11 protein-coding genes and 2 pseudogenes are annotated in these 19,966 nt (G+C 68.5%); 3 read left to right on the plus strand and 10 right to left on the minus strand.

Features of this window, described 5'->3' with window-relative positions; all coding sequences use genetic code 11:
* Nucleotides 1-366: 366 nt before the first annotated feature.
* The 3 genes and pseudogenes from OG251_RS35450 to OG251_RS35460 all read right to left on the minus strand — a co-directional run bounded on the left by OG251_RS35450 (nucleotide 367) and on the right by OG251_RS35460 (nucleotide 2,733).
* A complete protein-coding gene (locus tag OG251_RS35450; protein WP_326680935.1) occupies nucleotides 367-1,776 on the minus strand; it encodes a hypothetical protein in 1,410 nt (469 codons plus the stop codon).
* 303 nt (nucleotides 1,777-2,079) lie between these two features.
* The gene (locus tag OG251_RS35455) at nucleotides 2,080-2,430 is read right to left on the minus strand and encodes a hypothetical protein (RefSeq protein WP_326680936.1); all 351 of its coding nucleotides are present in this window, start codon (nucleotides 2,428-2,430) and stop codon (nucleotides 2,080-2,082) included.
* Between the two features lie 94 nt (nucleotides 2,431-2,524).
* Nucleotides 2,525-2,733, minus strand: a pseudogene (locus OG251_RS35460) (hypothetical protein).
* A 2,817-nt stretch (nucleotides 2,734-5,550) separates the two neighbouring features.
* On the opposite strand from OG251_RS35460, the gene OG251_RS35465 reads away from it, so the two are divergent.
* On the plus strand, nucleotides 5,551-6,966 hold the full coding sequence (locus tag OG251_RS35465) for a NucA/NucB deoxyribonuclease domain-containing protein (RefSeq protein ID WP_326680937.1): 1,416 nt from the start codon (nucleotides 5,551-5,553) through the stop codon (nucleotides 6,964-6,966).
* A gap of 40 nt (nucleotides 6,967-7,006) precedes the next feature.
* On the opposite strand, the gene OG251_RS35470 is transcribed toward OG251_RS35465, so the two are convergent.
* The gene (locus OG251_RS35470) at nucleotides 7,007-7,477 is read right to left on the minus strand and encodes a hypothetical protein (protein ID WP_326680938.1); all 471 of its coding nucleotides are present in this window, start codon (nucleotides 7,475-7,477) and stop codon (nucleotides 7,007-7,009) included.
* Nucleotides 7,478-8,079: 602 nt separating this feature from the next.
* Here OG251_RS35470 and OG251_RS35475 point away from each other — a divergent pair.
* Together OG251_RS35475 and OG251_RS35480 are read left to right on the plus strand one after the other, a co-directional pair.
* A complete protein-coding gene (locus OG251_RS35475) occupies nucleotides 8,080-8,496 on the plus strand; it encodes a hypothetical protein (RefSeq protein ID WP_326680939.1) in 417 nt (138 codons plus the stop codon).
* A gap of 74 nt (nucleotides 8,497-8,570) precedes the next feature.
* Nucleotides 8,571-11,216: a tetratricopeptide repeat protein gene (locus OG251_RS35480; RefSeq protein WP_326680940.1), complete on the plus strand. Its 2,646-nt coding sequence runs from the start codon at nucleotides 8,571-8,573 to the stop codon at nucleotides 11,214-11,216.
* Between the two features lie 2 nt (nucleotides 11,217-11,218).
* Here OG251_RS35480 and OG251_RS35485 read toward each other — a convergent pair whose 3' ends face one another.
* The 6 genes and pseudogenes from OG251_RS35485 to OG251_RS35510 form a co-directional block, all read right to left on the minus strand.
* The gene (locus OG251_RS35485) at nucleotides 11,219-11,398 is read right to left on the minus strand and encodes a hypothetical protein (RefSeq protein WP_326680941.1); all 180 of its coding nucleotides are present in this window, start codon (nucleotides 11,396-11,398) and stop codon (nucleotides 11,219-11,221) included.
* Between the two features lie 52 nt (nucleotides 11,399-11,450).
* Complete coding sequence (locus OG251_RS35490) at nucleotides 11,451-12,059, minus strand: hypothetical protein (protein WP_326680942.1); 609 nt, start codon at nucleotides 12,057-12,059, stop codon at nucleotides 11,451-11,453.
* Nucleotides 12,060-12,177: 118 nt separating this feature from the next.
* A pseudogene (locus OG251_RS35495) lies at nucleotides 12,178-12,366 on the minus strand (recombinase family protein); the annotation flags it as partial.
* 764 nt (nucleotides 12,367-13,130) lie between these two features.
* Nucleotides 13,131-16,178 carry a Tn3 family transposase gene (locus OG251_RS35500; protein WP_326680943.1) on the minus strand — a complete coding sequence of 1,016 codons (3,048 nt, stop codon included), beginning with the start codon at nucleotides 16,176-16,178 and terminating at the stop codon, nucleotides 13,131-13,133.
* 141 nt (nucleotides 16,179-16,319) lie between these two features.
* Nucleotides 16,320-17,129, minus strand: a complete 810-nt coding sequence (locus OG251_RS35505) for a DciA family protein (RefSeq protein WP_326680944.1) — start codon at nucleotides 17,127-17,129, stop codon at nucleotides 16,320-16,322.
* Complete coding sequence (locus OG251_RS35510; protein ID WP_326680945.1) at nucleotides 17,126-19,363, minus strand: hypothetical protein; 2,238 nt, start codon at nucleotides 19,361-19,363, stop codon at nucleotides 17,126-17,128. Before OG251_RS35510 ends, OG251_RS35505 begins: the two co-directional genes overlap by 4 nt.
* Nucleotides 19,364-19,966 lie beyond the last annotated feature (603 nt).

The raw sequence follows: 19,966 nt of genomic DNA on the forward strand, positions 1-19,966 counted from the left end.
CCAGTAGCGGGGGTGGTATCAGGGGAAATGGCTGGAGTTAACCGTATGGTGCCAGTAGACGCTGACTGCCGCTCGCCGTATGGGTCAGGCGTCCGATATAGGTGTGGCTGCAGCAGCTCATGCTTGGCACAGGCCCACCACAAGCCCGACACATCGCCCACTTCACGGCCTGACTTCCCCTCACCTGCCCACATGGCGCGACGGCGCATATGCCACCGCTCCCGGTGACGCAGACGTCCTGGCAACAGGAACACGGCACGGCCTCCAGGGACCGGCACACAGGGAAACCGCCCGCCGTGACCGACCAAACGAACGACCGCCGCCGCTCTCGATGGAACGAGAGCAGCGGCGGCAGGTCCCGGCGGTCTACTGCCGGTTGGGATCCTTCGCCGAGGGAGGCAGAGTCATGGCCAGCAAGGCGTCGATCATCTCGACGTCGAGGCTGCTGTCGAAGCGGAGCGACCGGCGCAGCAGCCGCCCGACTTGGAGAGGCCGCAGCCCGAGGCGTGTACGCGCGCTGAGGCACACTTCCCCGAAGATGCCCGCCGTGGAGCCGGGCTGGCGCTGGATGTACCAGGAGAGGAGCTTGACCGTGCTGAGAGGGAGGTCACCGAGGAAGAGGTCCTCCACCTTCTTGCCGTAGCCGACCCCGTCCTCGACGTCTTCCATGAGACTGCGGAGGATGGCCGCGACCAGTACATCGCGAAGAATCCCGTGGGGGACGAACCCCTGGTCATGGCCGTACATGAAGCTGGCTGCGGCACCCCATGCGAGAGCGTCGGCGGCTTCCTGTGCCGATTCCCCCTCCATGTAGGGCCGTAGAGGTTTCTTCCCCTTCTGGCGCCGGCTGGTCAGGTCGTCGTGGAACATCCTGCGCAGCCGGTCATGGTCGGCGACGAGGCCGACGGGCTGGGTGGAGCCGTAGACGGTGGATGCCGACAGCAGGGCTTCGGGCCCGTTTTTCCGGCGGTAGTGCTCGGCCCAGTCCTGTGCCACCGGCACCGACCACCACATACCGTCTTCAGCATTCTCGTGCTGCGGTACGGGCAGGTCGCCGCGACCGTACCTGGGGTCCGGCAGGTCCTCCACGCTGATGCCCGCGGCCTCGGCCAGCCCCGTCCTGCCGATCAGTTTCGCCCTTTCCAGCTCCGGCGTCCGCAGGTCGACGACGCAGTCCTCAAGGGGCCGCGCTCCGGGCTGCGAGGCTCGCAGCTGCGCCCACAGCGCCAGGTGGTCCTCCCAGCCAGGCAGGGGGTTCCCGGCCCCGGTGAAGCTGGCGATCTTCTCGACCCTGCCGTTCTCGGGTTTGCCGGAGCTGCTGAGCAGGTCCGCGGCAGTGACAGTGGTGGGCTCGTCTACGGGCCTGAGGTCGTAGTGCTCGAAAGCCGAGTCCCACACCTGGCTCGGCCGGTACCAGCGCTTTCCGTTCCACCAGTAGCCGCCGCTGCGGTGAAGGAAGCCGTCGTGGTCGTATTTCCAGTAGTGGTGCAGATCGCCCTGGTCTCCATCCCGGATGAGCAGGACGGTGCGCCCGTAGTCCGGGTGGTGGTGCACAGCCCAGGCGTAGGCGGGGTTCTTGGGCTCGGTGGTGAACGCGACCCATCCTCCGGCCGCGGTCGGATCGGTACGACCCCAGAGCCCTTTGCCCTGATTGCGTCCGGTTCGTTCGATCGCGTCCGGATTACTCAGGGGCAGACGCTCGTCATTGATGAACGGCAAGCCAGGGACCGGGTAGTCGGTACGGGTGCCGTTGGCGACCGGACGTAGGCGGTACACGGTGAATTCCTCTTCCTTCTGATAGGACGACGGGGGTCAGACACGGCCCCGACCCACCGTTCCTGTAGCACGCAAGACACACCTACACCTGCGCCGTGACGCATTCAGACTCAGGCGCCGAGCGGCCAGCGGCCGTATCCAGTACCTGCCCGTCAGGCAGAGTGATGGCACTGCCGCGCGAGGCTGTCAGCGGTAGGGGCGGGGAGCCCGGCCCTACCGGTTTCAAGACGTTGCAGAGCTTGGGAGCGAAGGCTGACGGGTGACCGTGTCCGACGACTCCTGTTGCCGGCCCCGCCACCGTGTTCACCACTTGCCGTTGAGCCCGTCGAGGGGATCCCCGGTGTGTGTCCGGTTGACCCGGTCCGCCGTGGCGATGGCGTCGGTGATCCAGGCCCGGGCGCGCAGGGTGCTGCCGAGATGGGTGGCGAGGGCGGTGGTGATGTCCTTGAGCTGGGCGTCGCGGTTGAACACGTCGAGGACGAACGCGGCGAGCGGTCCGAAGTCGCCGTCCTGGGCCTCCCTGACGGCGGAGGACATGGTCGAGCGAATGCGGTAGATACCCGCGGCTTCCTTGAGCCCGCGCCAGAACCGGGCGCCCTCATGCCCGGGAAGGTCATCGAGGAGGGCGGCGAGCTGCTGCTCGTCGTCGGTCACGGTCGGCTCCTTCAGGTAGGCGTCTCACTGTTTCGGCGTTGCGGGGCCCGGGCGGCGCGGTGTGCGGCGGGTGGCCATCAGGGCGATCCGGTCGTCAGCGGCCGGAGTCGGAGATGCCGGAGACGAGCTGGCCCAGGAACTCCAGGATCCCCTCGCCCACCGGGGTCGGGGCGATGACCACACCCAGGGCGAGCACGATGACGACGCGAACTTCTCGTCCCTCCGGCTGCGGGCCTCGGTGCGCCGCCGGAGCCGGAAGACGACGATGACGGCGAGCAGCAGCCCCAGATTGATCGTCAGCACTCTGTCTGTCCCCGCCCCCGGTCGGACTTCATCCGGGCCCGGCCGGTACAGGGCGGGCCGCTCAACCCCCCTTATGTATCCCGGATCTCCCACCCGTGCCGCCCAGTTATCGGATGCTGACGCAAAGTGACCTGTTGGCCGGAAAGATCAGACCGGGCACCGGGGCCTCCGGAAGGTTGCCGGGCCAGATACCGACGACGGCGGGCTGGGCGCCGTCCGGAGCGTGGCGCCGCCGACTCATCCCTTGATCCGCGTACTGCGGGAGGCCAAGGAGCCCGGCCTCCGACAACGTGCGGTCACTGGCAGCGGATTTCGATGCAGTCGATGTCGGTGAACTCGACCTGCAAGCCCGGGGGCGCGGCGGCCGCGGTCGGTGAAGTACTGGACTGGTCCTGGAGGCCGGCGGCGACGACGGCTTGGAGCTCCGCATCGGTGGCGCCGGCGGCCTGGGCGTCGCAGAGGCGGGCCGCGTACGACGGCGGGAGGTGCTGGGTGATCAGGCGGACCGGTCGTCGTCGCTGGTGCCCGGGGCTATGGCTGGGCGTTTCGTTTGCCAGTGAGCCTTTGAAATCCTCACTTCGGAGTCGCCGCCCCTTGTTGATGCGTCAAAGTGGGGATCGGGCACGGAGCTGATGCGATGGAGCACTGCGGTTCATGTCACGCTTGCCCCCTACGGGGGGTATTGCACCGCTGCGGCAAGGGGGCTGAGATGAGTACAGAGCCGGAACCTGAACTTAGGAATATTGAAGCGGACACTTTTGTGAGTGTCGCAGTCGGAATGGCAGCAGCGCCCTTTCTGCAAGCGTTCGCCACTCACTTCGGCAACCGGCTGGCTGGTGCGGTGGATGAAGGCGCCCGCTGGGCAGTGGCGCGTTTCCTGCGCCGTCAGGCTGAGGAACAAGTCGACCCATCCGAAGACGTGTTGCCGCGGACGGCCAGGGTTGAGATAACGCTGGAGACAGAGCATGGATGGCGTGTGCATCTAACAGGCGACCTTCCCGTCGAGGGGTTGACACAGCTAGTCGATTTCTGCCGTGTCGACCCCCCTGCCGCCATCGATGGCAGCCTCCCCTACCCGCCGTTCGGGGCGATCGACTGGACGGGATCCTGTTGGGTAGCCTGTGGCCCCTCCGGTTTCCTTGTATGGGACCCCGAGTCGCAGCACTGGACTTCACCACCTCACCTTGTGTATCGGCCCGTGGCCGACTGAGACGCTCGGGACGCCAACTTCGGCTCAACCACATGCAGCACGGCCCGGCGTCCCGGGCTGCGCCTTCCGGGCGGTCCGGGTTACCCGTTCGTGGGGCAGGGCCCGGACGGTGTCAGAGCGGCGCGGGCCCGGGGAAAGGAGCTTGTGCGACCGCGGGCTTCTCCAGCCCGGACACCCGGACGTCCGCGGTCGCGTCCCGGCCGGTGGACCCGCCGACGCCCGGACACCCGCCCCGCGGCGGCCGATGGCCGCGGGGCGGCACCGATCCTCCTCCCGCCCGCGGCAGCCGTACACCGCCCGCCGGCGGGAGGAGACCGCCGGTACCCGTCAGCCCGAGGGCGAGAAGCCGAGTCGGACGGCCGCCAGGGCGACCGCGTCACTCACCGGCAGCCCGCCGTCCCCGTCGTTTAGGGCGGCCCCGGCCCGCAGCTCCCCGGCCGGCGGGCCAGCCGCTCGGCGAGAGCGCGCTGGGGCCCGGTCAGCCTGCGGCAGCCGCAGCCGGGGAAAAGCGCGGGACTGCCACTCCGCGCCGTTGCGATCCTCGGTCGCCCCGGAGGGCGACCGCCACACCGGCTCCCGTCGGTCCGGGAGATCTCGGCCACGTGGTTGCGATCCTCGGTCGTCCCGGAGGGCGACCGCCACGCCCTTCGGGGCGAGCGAGGATCGCAACGTCTTCGCAGGCCACCCTCCATCGAAGGGCACCCACGGTGGCGCTCGCCCTTCGGGGCGAGCGAGGATCGCAACTTCACGCCAGACGGAGACGAATTCGAGAGCCACCGGTGGCGCTCGCCCTTTGGGGCGAGCGAGGATCGCAACGTGTGGCTGGACCGCGGGGAGACCGGGCTCGGCGAGTGGCGCTCGCCCTCCGGGGCGACCGAGGATCGCAACTCCCTGCCGCTCGCAGCGCTCGTGGCCGCGCTCCCGGGTGGCGCTCGCCCTCCGGAGCGACCGAGGATCGCAACACATCGCGCTGGCGGTGGAACGCGGTGGCGGCCCAGGTGGCGCTCACCTCTCGGGGCGGGCGAGGATCGCAACGACGTCTACAACAGCCACTGGACTGACGAGATCGAATGGCGCTCGTCCCCCAGGGCGAGTGAGGGTCGCAAACGACATCGCCTGTCCGAGATTCGTTTCGTCGCCGAGGGTGGCGCTCACCTCTCGCGGTGAGCGAGGATCGCAACCTACTCCGTGTGGGAAGTCATGCCCGGCGGCCGAAGTGGCGCGCGGATTTCGTGGCGGGGGAGGATCGCAACCACGCCCGGAAGGGTCAGAATATGCGATCCGGCCCTCATACCCCGCGTATCACAGCCCCGATACCTCCTGGGCACTCCGGACCAGGGCGTACAGAAGTACCATCCGAAGAGCAGTGCCCCTGGGCGAGGCACGGGCACATGATCAAAGGGAGCGGCCGCGTGCCCTGGGTATCCGGCGGCATGCTTCTTTGTTCGTTCGCGACCGAGTTCAAGTGCAGGGGGAAGGGTCCCGTTTCCGCCATGTGTTTGAAATTCATTCGCCCGTTCGCACATGGGGTGCGAGGGTCTCCCTGACTTGGTCCGGATCAGCCTGACCCGCTGTTCGGAGGGCCACACGACCACAGGGGGTTCATTATGCGTACGAGCATGTGGTTCTTACGGAACGGGGCGTTCGCCGCGACCACCGTAATTATGGCCGCGAGTTCACCGGCAGCGTCCGCGGACCACCCGGGCGAATTTGAGCGGATCTCCTATGCCCTGCCTCTCGGGACCGCCGTGCCTGATGGGCTGGTCGGCGCCGAGGCACTCAAGACGCTGGGTCATCGAACAGCGCTGACAGGCAAAGGAACGACAGCAATGGAGACTGCCGGCCCGGTGTCCGGCTATACAGCGCGCGCCTCGACAGCCTCGGCCACTGGAGCACCGACACCCCGAAGCCCTCGGACAGTGGGGCCTGCAGCGGTCACCTATCCCGATCCGGCTCGGTCGATCTCACTTGCCGAGTGCCGGGCACAGATCGACCGGCCCGACGGCGGGAAGTTCTACGTCAAGTCCCGCTTCGCCGTCTGCACGGGCATCCGCATGATCTCCACCTGGACCAAACGTGGCGCACCCGTGGGCACCAGCGAGACGAAGATCTTCATCCGGGGCACGGTGCCGAAGGAGGCCGACCGGACGATGACGTTCGACTACGACGTCGTCGGGTTCAAAAAGGTCGGGGCTATTCCGACCGATCGGGAGATGTACAAGATCGAAGGCACCATCCCGCAGACGTGGCCGTCCAAAGCCCGTTACACGAAGGGCGGCAGCCTGCCCGTCACCAAGAGCTTCGACGCACTGAGGGCTATGCCATCCGCCCACTTCACCCATACGGTGCGCTACGCGCCGGGGCAGGGCACCGGTGCGGGCGCGGCCGATGTCGTCTTCGCGGTGTACCAGCCGGTAGTCACCGCGTCCGCGGTGCCTGGCTGGATCGGTGCCCCCAGCACCGGCAAACCATTCCTGCTGGCCCCACGCTGGGACGCGGCCAAGTACCTCAACAACCCGACCGGCGGCACCAAACCGGCGAACAAGGGCAGCGCCGCCTTCAGCTACCTCTCGACACTCGAGTACAGCACGAAAGCCACCGCTCCCGAGCGCGGAGCGGCAGCCCACATCAAGAAGGCGTTCACCAAGCCGAAGACAACACAGCCGCCGAACGGCGACAAGCGGATCCCCGGCCAGAACGTCGACACCCCCCTGCACCGGCTCTACCTTGATGCGAAACGCCGTAAGGACAACCGGTCCAGAGCTGTCAGCAACTGCCGCCGGTACTTCGGCGCCGACTACACCAAGGGCGGCAAGGACTGCGACGAGTACCCCTTCGCAACCACCTACGAAGGTGCCGCGCAGGCAGAATACGACCCGCACTCGGAAAAACTGAACTTCTCCGTGTTGCCGGTCGACGCGACGCAGAACCAGGATGCGGGCCGGATACTTGGCCATTTCCTGACCAAGAACCGGATCATCGACGGTCCGGATGACGGCTTCTTGGTCAAAATCACCTCATGACCACCTGACAGGAAGGGGGGAGCCGTAGTTCCCCCCTTCCTCAGTAGGTCTCGGTGGGCCAGAACTGGATCAGATAGCGTTCCACGCCCTCGGGAACGCCCTCACGGGCCAGACGGCGGACCTCTTCGCGTCCCCGACAGTGCGCCCGCACCCGCCATCGGCCGGCCTGGCCGGAAAGGCGGACATACACCGGCATCGGGCCGCCAGCCACCGCCCACACCGCCAACTCCCCCGAACGGCACACGATCACGCCCTCGGCGACCTCGTCCCAGCCGTTCTCCGCCCCGGCCTCTGCGGGCTCGTCGTCCCAGACCTCGGCGGTCAGCGCCGCGGTATGGGTATGGCCGGCGCTGCTGAAATCAAGACGGCCCTCATGCGCGGCCAGGAAAGACTCCCCGTCAAAACCCTCGGGGAACGGCACAGGCACGACCGTGTCGTCCACGTCCTGCAGACACCAGCCGTAGAAATCCACTTCCACGTCCAAGCCCTGCCTGCTGACCAGCCGAGCCACAACTGCCCTCTCCTCCGACGAACCAGCCACTCCCCCAGCGGCACCTCTCCGGGCGATCTCCCCCAGCACGCCCCGCAGGAAACCGAGAACGCCCACCAGGACAACATCACCACGGACAGCGGCACGCACCTACCCCAGGCACGGAACCCCACAGGGATAGAGTGACAGACCATCGAAGACACCAACGCTGGTCTCGGACACCTCGCATGGGGCTGGCAGAACGACGCGTAGCGCAAGGCGGAAGCGGGGACGCAGATGCGGGGGCGCGCTGTCGGCAGCCGAACACCAAGCGTCCCAGGAAAAAGACTCCCCCCTACCGATCGCAATGTCGTGACACTGGTATGCGCGAGAATGTCTTACGGGTAGGGGTGCCGGTAAGAATGCTGTCACCGATCCTGCTGGCTTATTCCGTACCCAGCAGGTCTGACGGGCGAGGCGACCGCCCTTTAGCTGGGGCACGTAGTTGCAGATGGTGTTCCCCGGCCGAGAGAAGTGACAGCGGGCTCAGCGGGCGGCCTTCTTTTGAAGCGTGCTCTCGAAGCTGCGAGGATGGAACAGGCTCTGGAGCCAAGGACGTCGGCTGGATTCGAGGGGGCATAAGGGTGAGTGCCGAGATCGCGCAGTGGGTTGAGCAAGCGTGGCCCTACGTGGCGAGTGCCGTGGGAGCGTACGGGGTGGCGGTGTTCCAGCGGGCCGAGGACGCTGCAGTGGACGCGACGGCGAATACCGGTCGACGCATGTTGCAGGCGGTCTGGGGCAGGCGGGACGAGCGGGGGCAGGCCGCGTTGGAGGCCGCCGTTCAGGACGTGGCAGAAGCGCCGGAAGACGCCGATGCGGTCGGTGCGGTGCGGCAGCAGATCAAGCGGGCGCTGCGGGATGACGCCGGCCTGCGGGCTGAGCTGGCTGGGATCTTGTCGACTGGAGAGTCGGTGCAGGTGACGGCCTCTGGTACGGGGGCTGTCGCAGCGAAGACGGTCGGTGTGGCGATCACCGGAGACAACAACACGGTCCAGCGTTAACAGGAGCGCCTGTGCCTGAGTCGAAGGGCCCGCAAGCGTCGGGTGACCGGTCCGTCGCCGCGGGGACGGTCGGTGTGGCGATCACCGGAGACAACAATCGGATCGTGCATCTGCCACCAGAGGCTGTGCGCTGGGTCCAGGAGATCGAGGCGCCGCCGGGCACCGGGAATCTTCCGCGGTCTGCCGCAGGTGTGTTCGTCGGGCGTGAAGATGAACTCGCTGAACTGCGGCGACGTCTGACCGATGAGGGTGGGGCGGCGGTCACGCAGGAGTCCGGGACCCGGGCTATCCACGGACTGGGCGGTATCGGTAAATCCACGCTCGCGGCCCGGTACGCGCACCGCTATCGCAGCGAGTACACGTTGGTGTGGTGGATCGACGCAGCTTCGACCGGAGACGGAACTGACAACATCCCCTCCAGCCTGGCCGCCCTGGCCATGCGGCTGTGCCCGCAGTGGGCCGGGACTGCAGACACCGACGAGCGGGCTGCATGGGCCATCTCGTGGCTTCAGATCCATCCCGGGTGGCTGCTGATCTTTGACAACGTCGAGGATCCCCGCAAGCTGAACCACTACCTGGGGACGCTTCAAGGCGGTCATTACCTGGCAACCAGCCGTATCTCTACCGGCTGGCACAGCATCGCTCCTACTATGCCCCTCGGCCTCCTCGACCCTGATGCCGCCGTCACGCTGTTGTGCATCCTCGCTTTCGGAGACGAGCACGCGCTCCCACCAGGGAAGCGAGAGGATGCGGAAGCGTTGGCAGCCGAGTTGGGCTACCTGCCCCTGGCACTGGAGCAGGCGGGCGCCTACCTCCACGAGACCGGTATGGCGCCGGCCGACTACCGCACTCTGCTCGGCCAGGTCATCGATTCGGACGCGGGCGGGATCGACTCCGAACGCACCATCGCCCGAATCTGGGACCACACTCTCGTCGCTGTCGAAGCCCGCAATCCGCAGTCGGTCACCGTGCTGAGCGCGATTGCTTGGTTTGCCCCCGCCGACATCCCCCGGGCCTTGCTCGCTCCCCTATGCCCGGAACCAGCCGCCCTCGACGAGGCTCTAGGCGTACTGCGCGCCTACAGCATGATCGCCTACGGCGCCGAGCAGAGCCTTCATGTCCACCGTCTCGTACAGACGGTTCTCCGCCACAGGGGCACCAGCGCCCCTGGCGCGTATGGACCAGGCAGAGAAGAGGCAGAGCGCCTCATCCAGCAGGCCACTCCTGCAGCGGGGGCTGCCGCCACAGAATGGCATCAGGTCCTGCCCCACTTCATGGCGGTTGCGGACTCGACCCCTGAGCACAATCCACCGTCCACCAACACCGTCCGTGCTTACGAAGCAGCAGCGCAGCACCTGTATCAGCAGGGGCGCGATAGTCATGCGATACCCCTGCGGACAGCTGTGCTCGCACAGCGTGTGGAAACCCTGGGTTCCGAGCACCCTGACACTCTCGCTGCCCGCCACAACCTCGCCGTCTCTTACGGGCAGGCGGGGCGGATGCGGGAGGCCATCGTTCTGCTGGAGCAGGTGCTGGCCGATCGTGAACGGCTGCTCAGTTCTGAGCACCCTGACACTCTCGCTGCCCGCCACAACCTCGCCGTCTCTTACGGGCAGGCGGGGCGGATGCGGGAGGCCATCGTTCTGCTGGAGCAGGTGCTGGCCGATCGTGAACGGCTGCTCAGTTCTGAGCACCCTGACACTCTCACCGCCCGCCACAACCTCGCCGTCTCTTACGGGCAGGCGGGGCGGATGCGGGAGGCCATCGTTCTGCTGGAGCAGGTGCTGGCCGATCGTGAACGGCTGCTCAGTTCTGAGCACCCTGACACTCTCACCGCCCGCCACAACCTCGCCCACTCTTACTGGCAGGCGGGGCGGACGCACGAGGCCGTCACCCTGCAAAAACAGGTGCTGGCAGATCGTGAACGGCTACTCAGTTCCGAACACCCCGACACTCTCATCAGAGATGGCACCCTAGTGTCTGCGTTGGACGACATGGTCGGCCTCGGCACGGTGCGCGATGCCCTCACAGAGCTCAAGAACCGCATTCGGCTCCACCATGCCCGCGGGGAGAGCCTGCCCGCGCTGGTGTTCGTGGGGCCGCCCGGGACCGGCAAGACCACTGTGGCACGGCATGTCGGCGAATGGCTCCAGTCCCTGGGGCTGCTACGCAAGGGCCACGTGCACGAGGTCACGTGCTCTGAATTGGTTGCCGAGTACGTCGGCCAGAGCGCGTCCAAGGTCCGCGCAGTTGTGCATCAGGCCCTCGACGGGTTGCTCTTCATCGACGAGGCCTACGCCCTGGCGGGCAATGAGGCTGTCGACACCTTGGTCAGGGAGATGGAGTACTGGAACGACCGACTCGTGGTGATTGCCGCTGGCTACCCGCGTGAAATGGACGCGTTCTTGCGCAGCAACAGCAGCATGGCCTCCCGCTTCACGAAGCGTCTGGAGTTTCCCTCGTACACCACCGAGGAACTCGTCGAGGTGCTACGCCGCAGAAGTGCCTCCGAGGGCTACATCCTCACGCCGGACGCCGCGGAGCGTGTCGAGCAATGGTTCGACCGTCGCCGCGCTGACCACCCCGACGGGTTCAGCAACGTCCGCGAGGCACAGCACGCGTTCGGTGTTATGCAGGGTCGCCTGGCCGGCCGCTTTCGGGCCGACCCGACCATCAACTTCACGTTCATCGCCGAGGACGTCCCAACCCCTGAAGAATGAGCTCAGCAGGGGCCGATGACGTCAGGGCGGGCGGTTCGGCGTTGGTCGAGGTCGACGATCGTGCTGTGGGCGGCGAGTTCTTCGCGGAGGGCTGTGTTGTCGTGGTGGAGTGCGGCGATGACAGTGGCTGCCGCGTCGAGCCGGTGTTGGAGGTTGGTCCGCTCGCGCTTGATCTGCGTCAACTCCGGCTTTGGGGAACATTGGTACAGCGGTTATCGGTGAGAACGATCTTGGTCAGGGCATGAGGGTGCTGACCCGGTTCTCGTACTCGCGGCGGGCCTTGCGCTGGGCCGGAACGGCGGGGGCGCCCTGGACGCCGTCGAGCGGCTGGCAGCGGGCGAGCAGCCCTCGGTGCACGGCGGGGACGGCGCTGACGCGCAGGGTGTAGCCCTGACCGCGCCGTACGGTCACGCCCTGGTCGAGCGCCGCCCGCTCGACGGGCTCCAGCTCGGTGGTGCGGAGGTAGTCGGCGACCTTGCCGGGCATGTCGAGGACGACCGGCAGCTCCGGGGCCGGGACGCCCGGGTCGCCAGCCGTGTGCTCGGGCAGGAGATCGGCGACGGCTGTGCGGATCGCGCCGCGGCTGACGTCGTGGTCGCGCGCGAGGGCCGAGATGGACCGGCCCTCCAGGTACGCGGTGCGTACGCCGACGGTCTGCGCGGCCGGGACGGCGGGTCGGCGTCCGCCCTTGCTGCCCTTGGCCTCGGCGGCGCGCAGTCCGTCGTAGGTCAGCTCGCGCTGGAGGTCGCGCTGGAGTTCGCCGGCGGCGGCGAGGGTCTGCACCATGAACTTCACGGTGGACAGCAGCTCTCCGGTGCGCGGGTGGCGGGCGGTGAGGTCCATCGCGGAGAACGCGCCGTCGTGGATGCGCAGCGCGAGGCGGTCGCGGTGCAGGACCCAGCACGTCGAGGATGTGCTGGTTGCCGCGCACGAGGCGGAACATCTCGGAGATGTGGACGGTGTCGCCCGGCCGCGCGTACGTCAGCAGCTCGCGGAACTTCGGGCGCTGGAGCGGGTGGAGGCGGCTGGAGGTCCCCGGGTCCTCCTCGAAGGCGACCGGGTCCTCGATCCCGGCTTCGGCCAGGACGAGGTCCTGTCGGGCGGTGGACTGCTGGTCGGTCGAGACCCGCTTGTAGACCAGGTTCGCCACAGTGGGGCCCCTTCCGTACGGAGGATCGGACCCTATCTGTCGTCAAACCCTGTCAGCAATCACCATCGGATCTGATTGGATTCGCGCGGCGGCGAACCCCCTGATTGCACGGGTTCATTGGGCGTCCCGTCCGCCTGTCGTCAAACGATCGTTTGACGACAGGCGGACGGCCGCGTCACCGTCATGCACGGAGTCGTCGAAGCACTCGGTGGCCTCGAAGGCTCAGCATCTCAACTGCTTACCAGGGAATTCCACCCCATGAGCGGGGCGAGGCCAGATGTGAGTTGTAGGTGGTGCAGTACGCGTACGAGGTGGTGCCAGATGCTGCGGCTGCACCCTGGGCGGTGCGTCCGTTCGCACACTTGGCCCAACCTACGAAGGTGCTGCCCGTGCACTTGATGCCCGCAGTGTTGCCGTCATCGAATACCTTGGTGCACGACAGCGCGGACGGGCCTTGAGGAGCCGCCGACACGGATGACGCGGAGGTCGCTACGCTCGCCCCAACCAGGGCCAGCGTAGCGAACGCACTTGCTAACACACGCTTCATTGGAACACCTTTCCGACTCGCGATTGTGGGGCTCATCGCCCTGCGCAAAAGGCATCCTCACGTCGGTCCGGGTGGATAGCCAGATATACGTGGATGCTTGACCGGAAGTCAGGCGTAACTGACTATTGAGGCCCCCTTGACGTGCCGAAGCCCGAGCTGAAGGGTGGACGCGCCGCGATCGCCGAGGCGTACCCGCACTCACCCTTTCCGGCCCCGCCTAGTCCTGCCCGCTTCCGTCGTCGTCCTCGTCCAGCTCCGGCCCGTCCGGGTCGCGCAACGGGCGCAGGGCGCCAGCGGCCGGGACGCTGGCGGTGAAGCTGTAGCGGCCGAGCAGGTTCAGGTTGCGGTGCTTGAGCGGGGACAGGCGGGCGATGTCCTCGTCGCGGATCTCGTGGCCCTCGGCGCGGAGCTGGGCGACGGCGGCGTCGATGTACTTCGTGGTCCAGAGCACGATGGCGTTGAGGACCAGGCCGAGCGCGCCGAGCTGGTCCTCCATCCCGTCGCGGTACGCCTGGTGGATGGTGCCGCGCTTGCCGTGGCACACGTCCCTCGCCAGCTTGTGGCGGGACTCCTGCACGGTGAGCTGCCGGTTCATCTGCCGCTGGTAGGTGTCGTCCACCGGGTCGACCACGCGCAGCAGGTCGTAGGCGCGGACCTGGTTGGTGACCAGGGAACCGGCGACCTTCAGCATGTCCGGCCAGTGGATGATCACCTTGTTCAGGTTCACCCTGTTGCGGGCCAGGTCCTCCACCGCGCCGTACGTTCCGGTCTCGACGCCGGGCATCGTGGCCCGCCAGAACCGCTGGTCGTCCAGGTCGCGGAACCGCGGGCTGAAGTTGTAGCCGAGGATCTTGAACAGGCCGAACACCATGTCGGAGTACGAGGCGTTGTCGGTGGCCACCATCGCCGGCTTCACCCCGCCGTCCAGGTTCAGCAGGGCGTCCAGGATGTGCAGGGAGTCGCGCGGGGTGCCGGGCACGACCATCTGCCCGATGCCCGCGACCTGGTCGTTGACGGCGTTGAGCCAGGTGATGCCGCGCTTGAACCCGAAGTACTTCGGCGAGGGGGCGGCGTGGATGGTGCGCACCGGCACCTGGAAGCGCAGCCCGTCCACGGAGGCGAGCAGTCCGTCGCCCCAGTAGCGCACGATCGGGATGCCGGCCTGGGCGGCGATGAGCCGTGCGTTCGCCGCGGCGATGGTGTCGGCGCGCAGGTAGTACTGGTCGACGTGCACGAGCCGGGCCCGGGTCAGGGCCTCGTAGCCGGGGTTGACCACCGGGGCCAGGCCGATGTTGCACGCCTCCGAGACCAGCAGCGCGACCACCGAGGTGGGCAGGTCCTTCATCCGGGTGGTGCCGTCGCCGAGGTGGACGAAGGCGTCGAGGAACCCGGTCCAGGCGTTCACCTCGAACAGCAGGTCCGGCAGGTCGATCTTCGGGAGCATCTTCTCGACTCGCTGGCGCAGCCAGGTCAGGGACTTCGGCTCGCCGAGCGCGCCGAGCTTGTCGACGTTCAGCTTCACCCGCCCGTCGTCCTGGACCTCGATGGAGACCTTCGCCGCCGGGCCCGCTTCCTCCAGACGTTCGGCGAGCTGCTTCCACCCGGCGTCCAGGCCGCGCACCAACTCCGCCAGATGCTCGGTGACGGGCATGTCCAGGCTCAGGGCCGCCAGGACGTCTTCCTCCACCGCGTCCCAGTCGGGCCCGTCCAGCAGCCGAGCGCGCGGGTTGGACCAGCGGTGCGAGGGCGAGGCGAAGACGTCGCGGTTGTTGAGGGCCCGATGCAGCTGCTCCAGCACGCACACCACGTACGCGTCCCGGTCTACTGCACCCTGAGGCAGATCCGGGTTGGCGTACACCGCCTTGCGCCACGCCGGCGGCACCAGCTTGTCGTCCACCTCGCGCGGCAGCAGCGGCTTGACCCCCACCTTCCGCCGCGCCAGCGCCGGAAGACCCCGCAATCCGGCCAGGACCCGCTTCCCGGCGCTCGCCGCGTCCAGCGCCTTCGACTCGCCCAGCAGCGCGAGGAACGGACGCACCGTGGCGTACCGGTTCGCGAGCGCGGCCCGCATGGCGACCTCGGCCGAGTTCTCGTCCTCGGGCACCAGGGTCACCACGGTGGCCGCCGCGCTCATCACGGCGGCGCGCGGGGCCACTTCCTCCACGGCTGCCCACAGGGCGGCCACGTCCAGGTCCGCGTCGTGCTCCTCTACCAACTCCAGCTCCTCGAACAGCACCTTCGCCGCCCGCGCGAGCACCCGTGACGCCTTCTCCAGCTGCGGCAGCGTCGACAGCCGCTCCTTCTCCGTCTTGCGCTTCGCGGCGTTCAGCAGCCGGGTGGCCATGAGGACCTGGAACAGGTCCAGGGCCTCGTCGATCGCCTTCGCCTCCTGGTGCCGCATCACCGCAGTGAGCATCGCCGTGCGCTTCGGCTCCGCCGCCCGCTCCAGCAGCGGCGCCTTCGACCCCAGCGCGTACCGGGCCAGCGCCGCCATCCGGTTCGGCGGGATCTGCGACAGCCTCAACCTGCCGAGCCGGTACGCACCGATCTCGTCCACCCGCTCCAGCGCACGGGCGAACGCCGTCCCCGTCGTCCGCGTCGGCGGCCGGCGCAGCCGCTCCAGCTCCGAGAACCGCGAGCCCTCCGGCGTCTTCAGCGTCGCCACTAGATCCCCGGGAAGCGCCGGGTCAGCGCGGCGGGCGGCGCCCGTGACCGTGGCGTGCAGGCGCTTCTCCGCGACCTGCCGCGCCTCCGACACCTGCCGGGCCAGCACCGACACCCCAGGCAGCAGGACCCGGTGACGGCGCAACCAGCCCACCGCGTGGTCGAACAGCGCCTTCGGGCCCTCAGCGTGCGTCCACGCCCGCCCGTGCAGGAACGTACGGAATCGACGGCCCCATTCGGCGTCCTCGTAGGGGTGGTAGCCGTAGGCGTCCCGGATCTCCCACGCGTGGTCGTACAGCGTCTGGCGCCGCTCCGTGTACCGCTTGACCACGGACGGGTCCTCGATGCCGAGCTGCACGGCCAGGTGCTCGACCACCGGCCACGGCACCGCGAGCGGGTCCTCCAGGAACAGGCCGACGTACCGAACCGGGCACATCTGGAGCGCGAACCCGAGCCGGTGATACTCCGTCCGCCGCAGGGCGATCAGATCCCGGTCCACGTCGTCCAGGAAGAAGAACCGCTCCAGCTCGGGCCTCGTCGGCTCTTCGGCGAACGTCCCGTACGCCTCTACCTGCTCATCCGTCAAAAACTCGACAGGCACCCCGGACCTCCAGACAATCGATCAATACGACTGCCGAAGGTTCGACCCCCACAGAAGCCCAGGTCAAAGCCCTCTCAAGACCAGGCAAGGCTTAGGTTAGCGCCGGTTTTCGTTCCGATGTTCCTCAAGCCCCGGTAAGGTCTACGGTTTTCGGGAGAGTGGCTGTCCGGAGCTGCGGCTGCTGTGGCGGTGTTTGTAGGCGAGCGCAGCCCGGATGCTTGCGTCGAGCCGGTCCGGGGGCGGTTGCCGTTGCTCGTGCCGCTGCTCGCCGTAGGCCTCCACGTGCACGGCTTCGGGTTCTCGCTTGCGGAGAAGGGCCTGGGTCTGGCGTTCGGCGGCGGCGCGGATGCGGGCGTCTATTTCGGTTTCCTCGTTGTGCCGGCTGGTCTGGTGCGCGGCGAGTGTGAGCCGGTATCCGTTCGAGGCGGTCTCGCGGGTCCGTACCGGAGTCTCGGGCGCCGGAGCAGGTGCCGGGGCGACGGTTGCGGCTCGCTCGGTGTGCGCGGCCGCACGCGTGGAGGGCGGCAGGACGTGCAGGGTGCGGACCTTCGAGCCCGGCACCGACTGGTTGATGCGGGCGATCAGCTTCGGCGCGGTCCACCGGAGCATCGTGCCCTCGGCCGCGGTTTTGGGAACGACGTCGAGCTGCCCGGTGTCGACGTTGAGTTGCACTGCTTGGGTGCGCCCGGTGAGGTCCGGGGCGACTGCGGTCACGATGGCCTCCCATTCGGCAAAGACACCGCCGCCGGCAGTCGGGGCCGTCCACCCGCGTTCGCCGACCAACGCGTTGATCGCGTCTCCGAGGCCGAGCGGATCGCGTCCGCTGCGGCGGGCCCGGTGGGGGCGCTTCTCGTCGTTTTTGCGAGCGGGCCGGTTGCCGCGCTGGCGGGCGTCGCTCTGTGCGGCGCGCAGGGCGACGCGGGCGAGGTCGACGCCGGACACCTCGCTCATGCCTGCCGCCAGGTGGTGTGGCCGAGGTTCAGGTGCCCAAGGCCGGAGATGCGCTGCACTTGTGCGACGAATGCCCTGGTGAACAGGCGCTGTGCCGAGTGCTCGCCGTACCGGTCGATGTGGTCGTGGACGAGCTGGTGGTCGGCGGCGGCGCGGTTACGCCAGTCCAGGACCTGCTCGCGGGTGAGGTCTTCGAGGATCAGCTCCTGGTCGCCGTCGCCGTCGCCGTCGCCGTCGACGACTTCGGCTTCCGGAATGACAGGCGCCGGGTGCGTCGCGAACGGCACGATCGGAACCGTTGGCGCGCCCGAAGGGGCAACATCGGGCTGCGATGGTTTCGCAGCGGCCGCGGCTGCGGTGCGGTCCCCTGCGGCGGCCCGTCGGGCCCGGACCTGCTCCCGCTCGTGCTCGCGGGCCCATCCCCTGGCCGTCACGGTCTCGTGGAGCCGCTGCTCGGCGGCCTTGCGGCGTTCGGTCCCGGAGGCGTGCGGCATCGCGGTCTCGACGGCGGCCGCGACCGCTTGACGCTGGGCATGGCGGTCGGCCTGCCGGTCCGCGCAGCGTGGGCAGTCCCGGCCGGAGCCGAGAAGCGCGCCGTCGTCGCACCGGATGTCGGCGCACTGCTGACGCTGGGGCAGGCCCCGGGCGATCAGCCAGCCGACCGGGTCCGTGATCGGCCCGCCCAGCCGCATCTGGTCGCCCAGACGCCGGGTGAGCCGGGCAGTGAGGACCTTCGGCGCGTCGGTGCGGCCGGCGAACCCGACGATCCGCGCCAGCTCGCTACGGGTCGCGGCCTCGACCAGCCGTCGGGCGGCCTGTCGGTCCAGGCGCGCCCACAACAGCTGGACCGGATCCAGGACGGCCCGCAGGTTCTCCGACGGCCGGACCGCCGCCCTCCCCCGCTGCTGGCTGTTCCGTCCCGGTCCGTCCATGGGCCGCGCCGAAGTTGAGGCCACCGGCCGATTGCTGGGCTTCCTGCTGCTTGACGACGGGGACTTCTTCGGCTTCTCCCCGCGCAGCGGGCGACCTTGGCTGCCGATCAGCGTCAGCCGGGATGCGGCATCGCCGTCGGCGGCCTGGTCCTCGCGCTCGCACGCGCGGTCCGGCAGCCGGTGGTCACCCCCACGGCCTTCGCCGGAAAAGCAACCAGAGAGCGAGAGAGACCCACCGGGGGGAGCCATAGGAGCGTGGAGAGAGTGAAGGTGTGCACTACCGGCGAGGTCTGGAGATCCAGGTGTCCTGGCCTCCGGCGCACCGGGCACCTCAGTAATCACACGGGTCACGCTCTGTTCTGCGGGCTCATGATCTCCGGATGCAGTAACCGGGAGGTCTGCAATCACAGAGGCGGACGCCTTGCGGGCCTCCATGACGAAGCGTCCGTACGCCTCGGCGACCGGACGGATCCGCACCCGCGACCGGCCGTGCAGACCCGAACCGGTCCCAAGCCGTTCCACCAGCACCGGACCGTCCTGCGCCCCCAGCCGCGCAAGCACCTTCGCCCCGGCCGACGCCGAGCAGCCCAACAGCCTTGCGACCGTCACGGCGGGGCGGCCCCGCTCGGTATCGACCGACCCCGAGCACAGCCGCATCCAGCCCTGCGAGCTGGTGCTCAGCACCATCAGCAGCAGTCCGAGCCGGTCCGTCGCGGCACCACGGCCGGTTCGGCCGGCGAGCAGCCCCGGCGGGGTCACCGAACCGTCCCGGTGCGTCCAGCCAGGTCCGAACAACACCTCGACGAGGCGCAGCAGCACCGCGAGCTCGGCACGCGACAGTGCCAGCACATGCTGCCGGTCCCCCGCGTGCTGCGCCCGGTACATCGGTACAACCCAGCACTCCAGGCCGGTCGTCCGCCCGAAGTCGCTCGTCGACGGTTTCGCCCCGAGGAGACCTGCGGCCCGGAGCTGCGGCAGCACGGTGTGCCCCACCTGCGATCTCCCCAGCCCCAGCCACCGGCCGAGCTCCCTGGTGGTGATGGCCGTCCGGTAGTCGTCCCGGACCCGGGCCTTGGCGGTCAGCACCACGGCAGCGAGGCGGGCACCGTCCGACGTCGTCCGCGCCGGGTCCCGCACCAGGGCCCGGACCGCGGCCAGCAGGCGGGTCCGCATCGTCTCCGTGAGCTGGAGCGGGTTACCCAGGTCCAGCTGCGTCACGGGGCCCGCCTGGTCCGGTACGGCACGCAAGGTGCCGCCGCGGCGGCGCTTGTGCGGGGTGGTTGTGGCAGCCCTGGCTGCCACGGCGCTCACCGGCCCAGCCAGGCGATACGCAGACAGCCGCCGACAGACAGCAGACGGCACGGCAGGACGCGGCGGGTCTCGAGGGCGTAACTATGATCCACACCCGGCCCAAGTGAAAAGCCGGGGCTGGATGTGACGGCGACGCCGGAAAAACCTGCAGAGAGCCCGGCTGGCAGCCGGAACATCTGGTGCATTTTGGTGGATCTCCCCTGTTCAGGGGAGCCGTGACCAGCAAATGTGACCCATCAGGGCCCAGGGGTAGTGGCAGACCACAAGGTGGTCCGCTTAGTAGCTGTTTCCGATCCCAGGTTCTGGGCAGATTTGCGCCCTAGCCTGGACCGGTGTCTGAGGGTGCCAGGAGGGCTGGCGAGAGGGGCTGTCGGGCTTGCGGCGAACGCCTCAGGCCGGGTGCCCGGCCCGAGGCGGTGTTCTGCTCGTCGGTATGTCGTTCCAGGCAGTGGCGCAAGGAGCAACGGCTGCGGAAGCGGTTGGCGGCCGTCCAGGGTGAAGCCGGCGCGGTCGAGTGCCCGGAGTGCGGAGCTCGCTGGGTGGCCGGTGTTGACCGCCGCTCGGACGCCCGGTTCTGCTCGCGACGGTGCGTCG

Origin of the sequence: Streptomyces sp. NBC_01237 (assembly GCF_035917275.1) — a bacterium.
Lineage (GTDB): Bacteria > Actinomycetota > Actinomycetes > Streptomycetales > Streptomycetaceae > Streptomyces.

What these genes read in the sequence shown, in the direction of transcription:
- OG251_RS35465 (WP_326680937.1), top strand. Translation starts at nt 5,551, where the DNA reads ATGCGTACGAGCATGTGGTTCTTACGGAACGGGGCGTTCGCCGCGACC.
- OG251_RS35490 (WP_326680942.1), bottom strand. Translation starts at nt 12,059, where the DNA reads ATGGACCTCACCGCCCGCCACCCGCGCACCGGAGAGCTGCTGTCCACC.
- OG251_RS35505 (WP_326680944.1), bottom strand. Translation starts at nt 17,129, where the DNA reads ATGAGCGAGGTGTCCGGCGTCGACCTCGCCCGCGTCGCCCTGCGCGCC.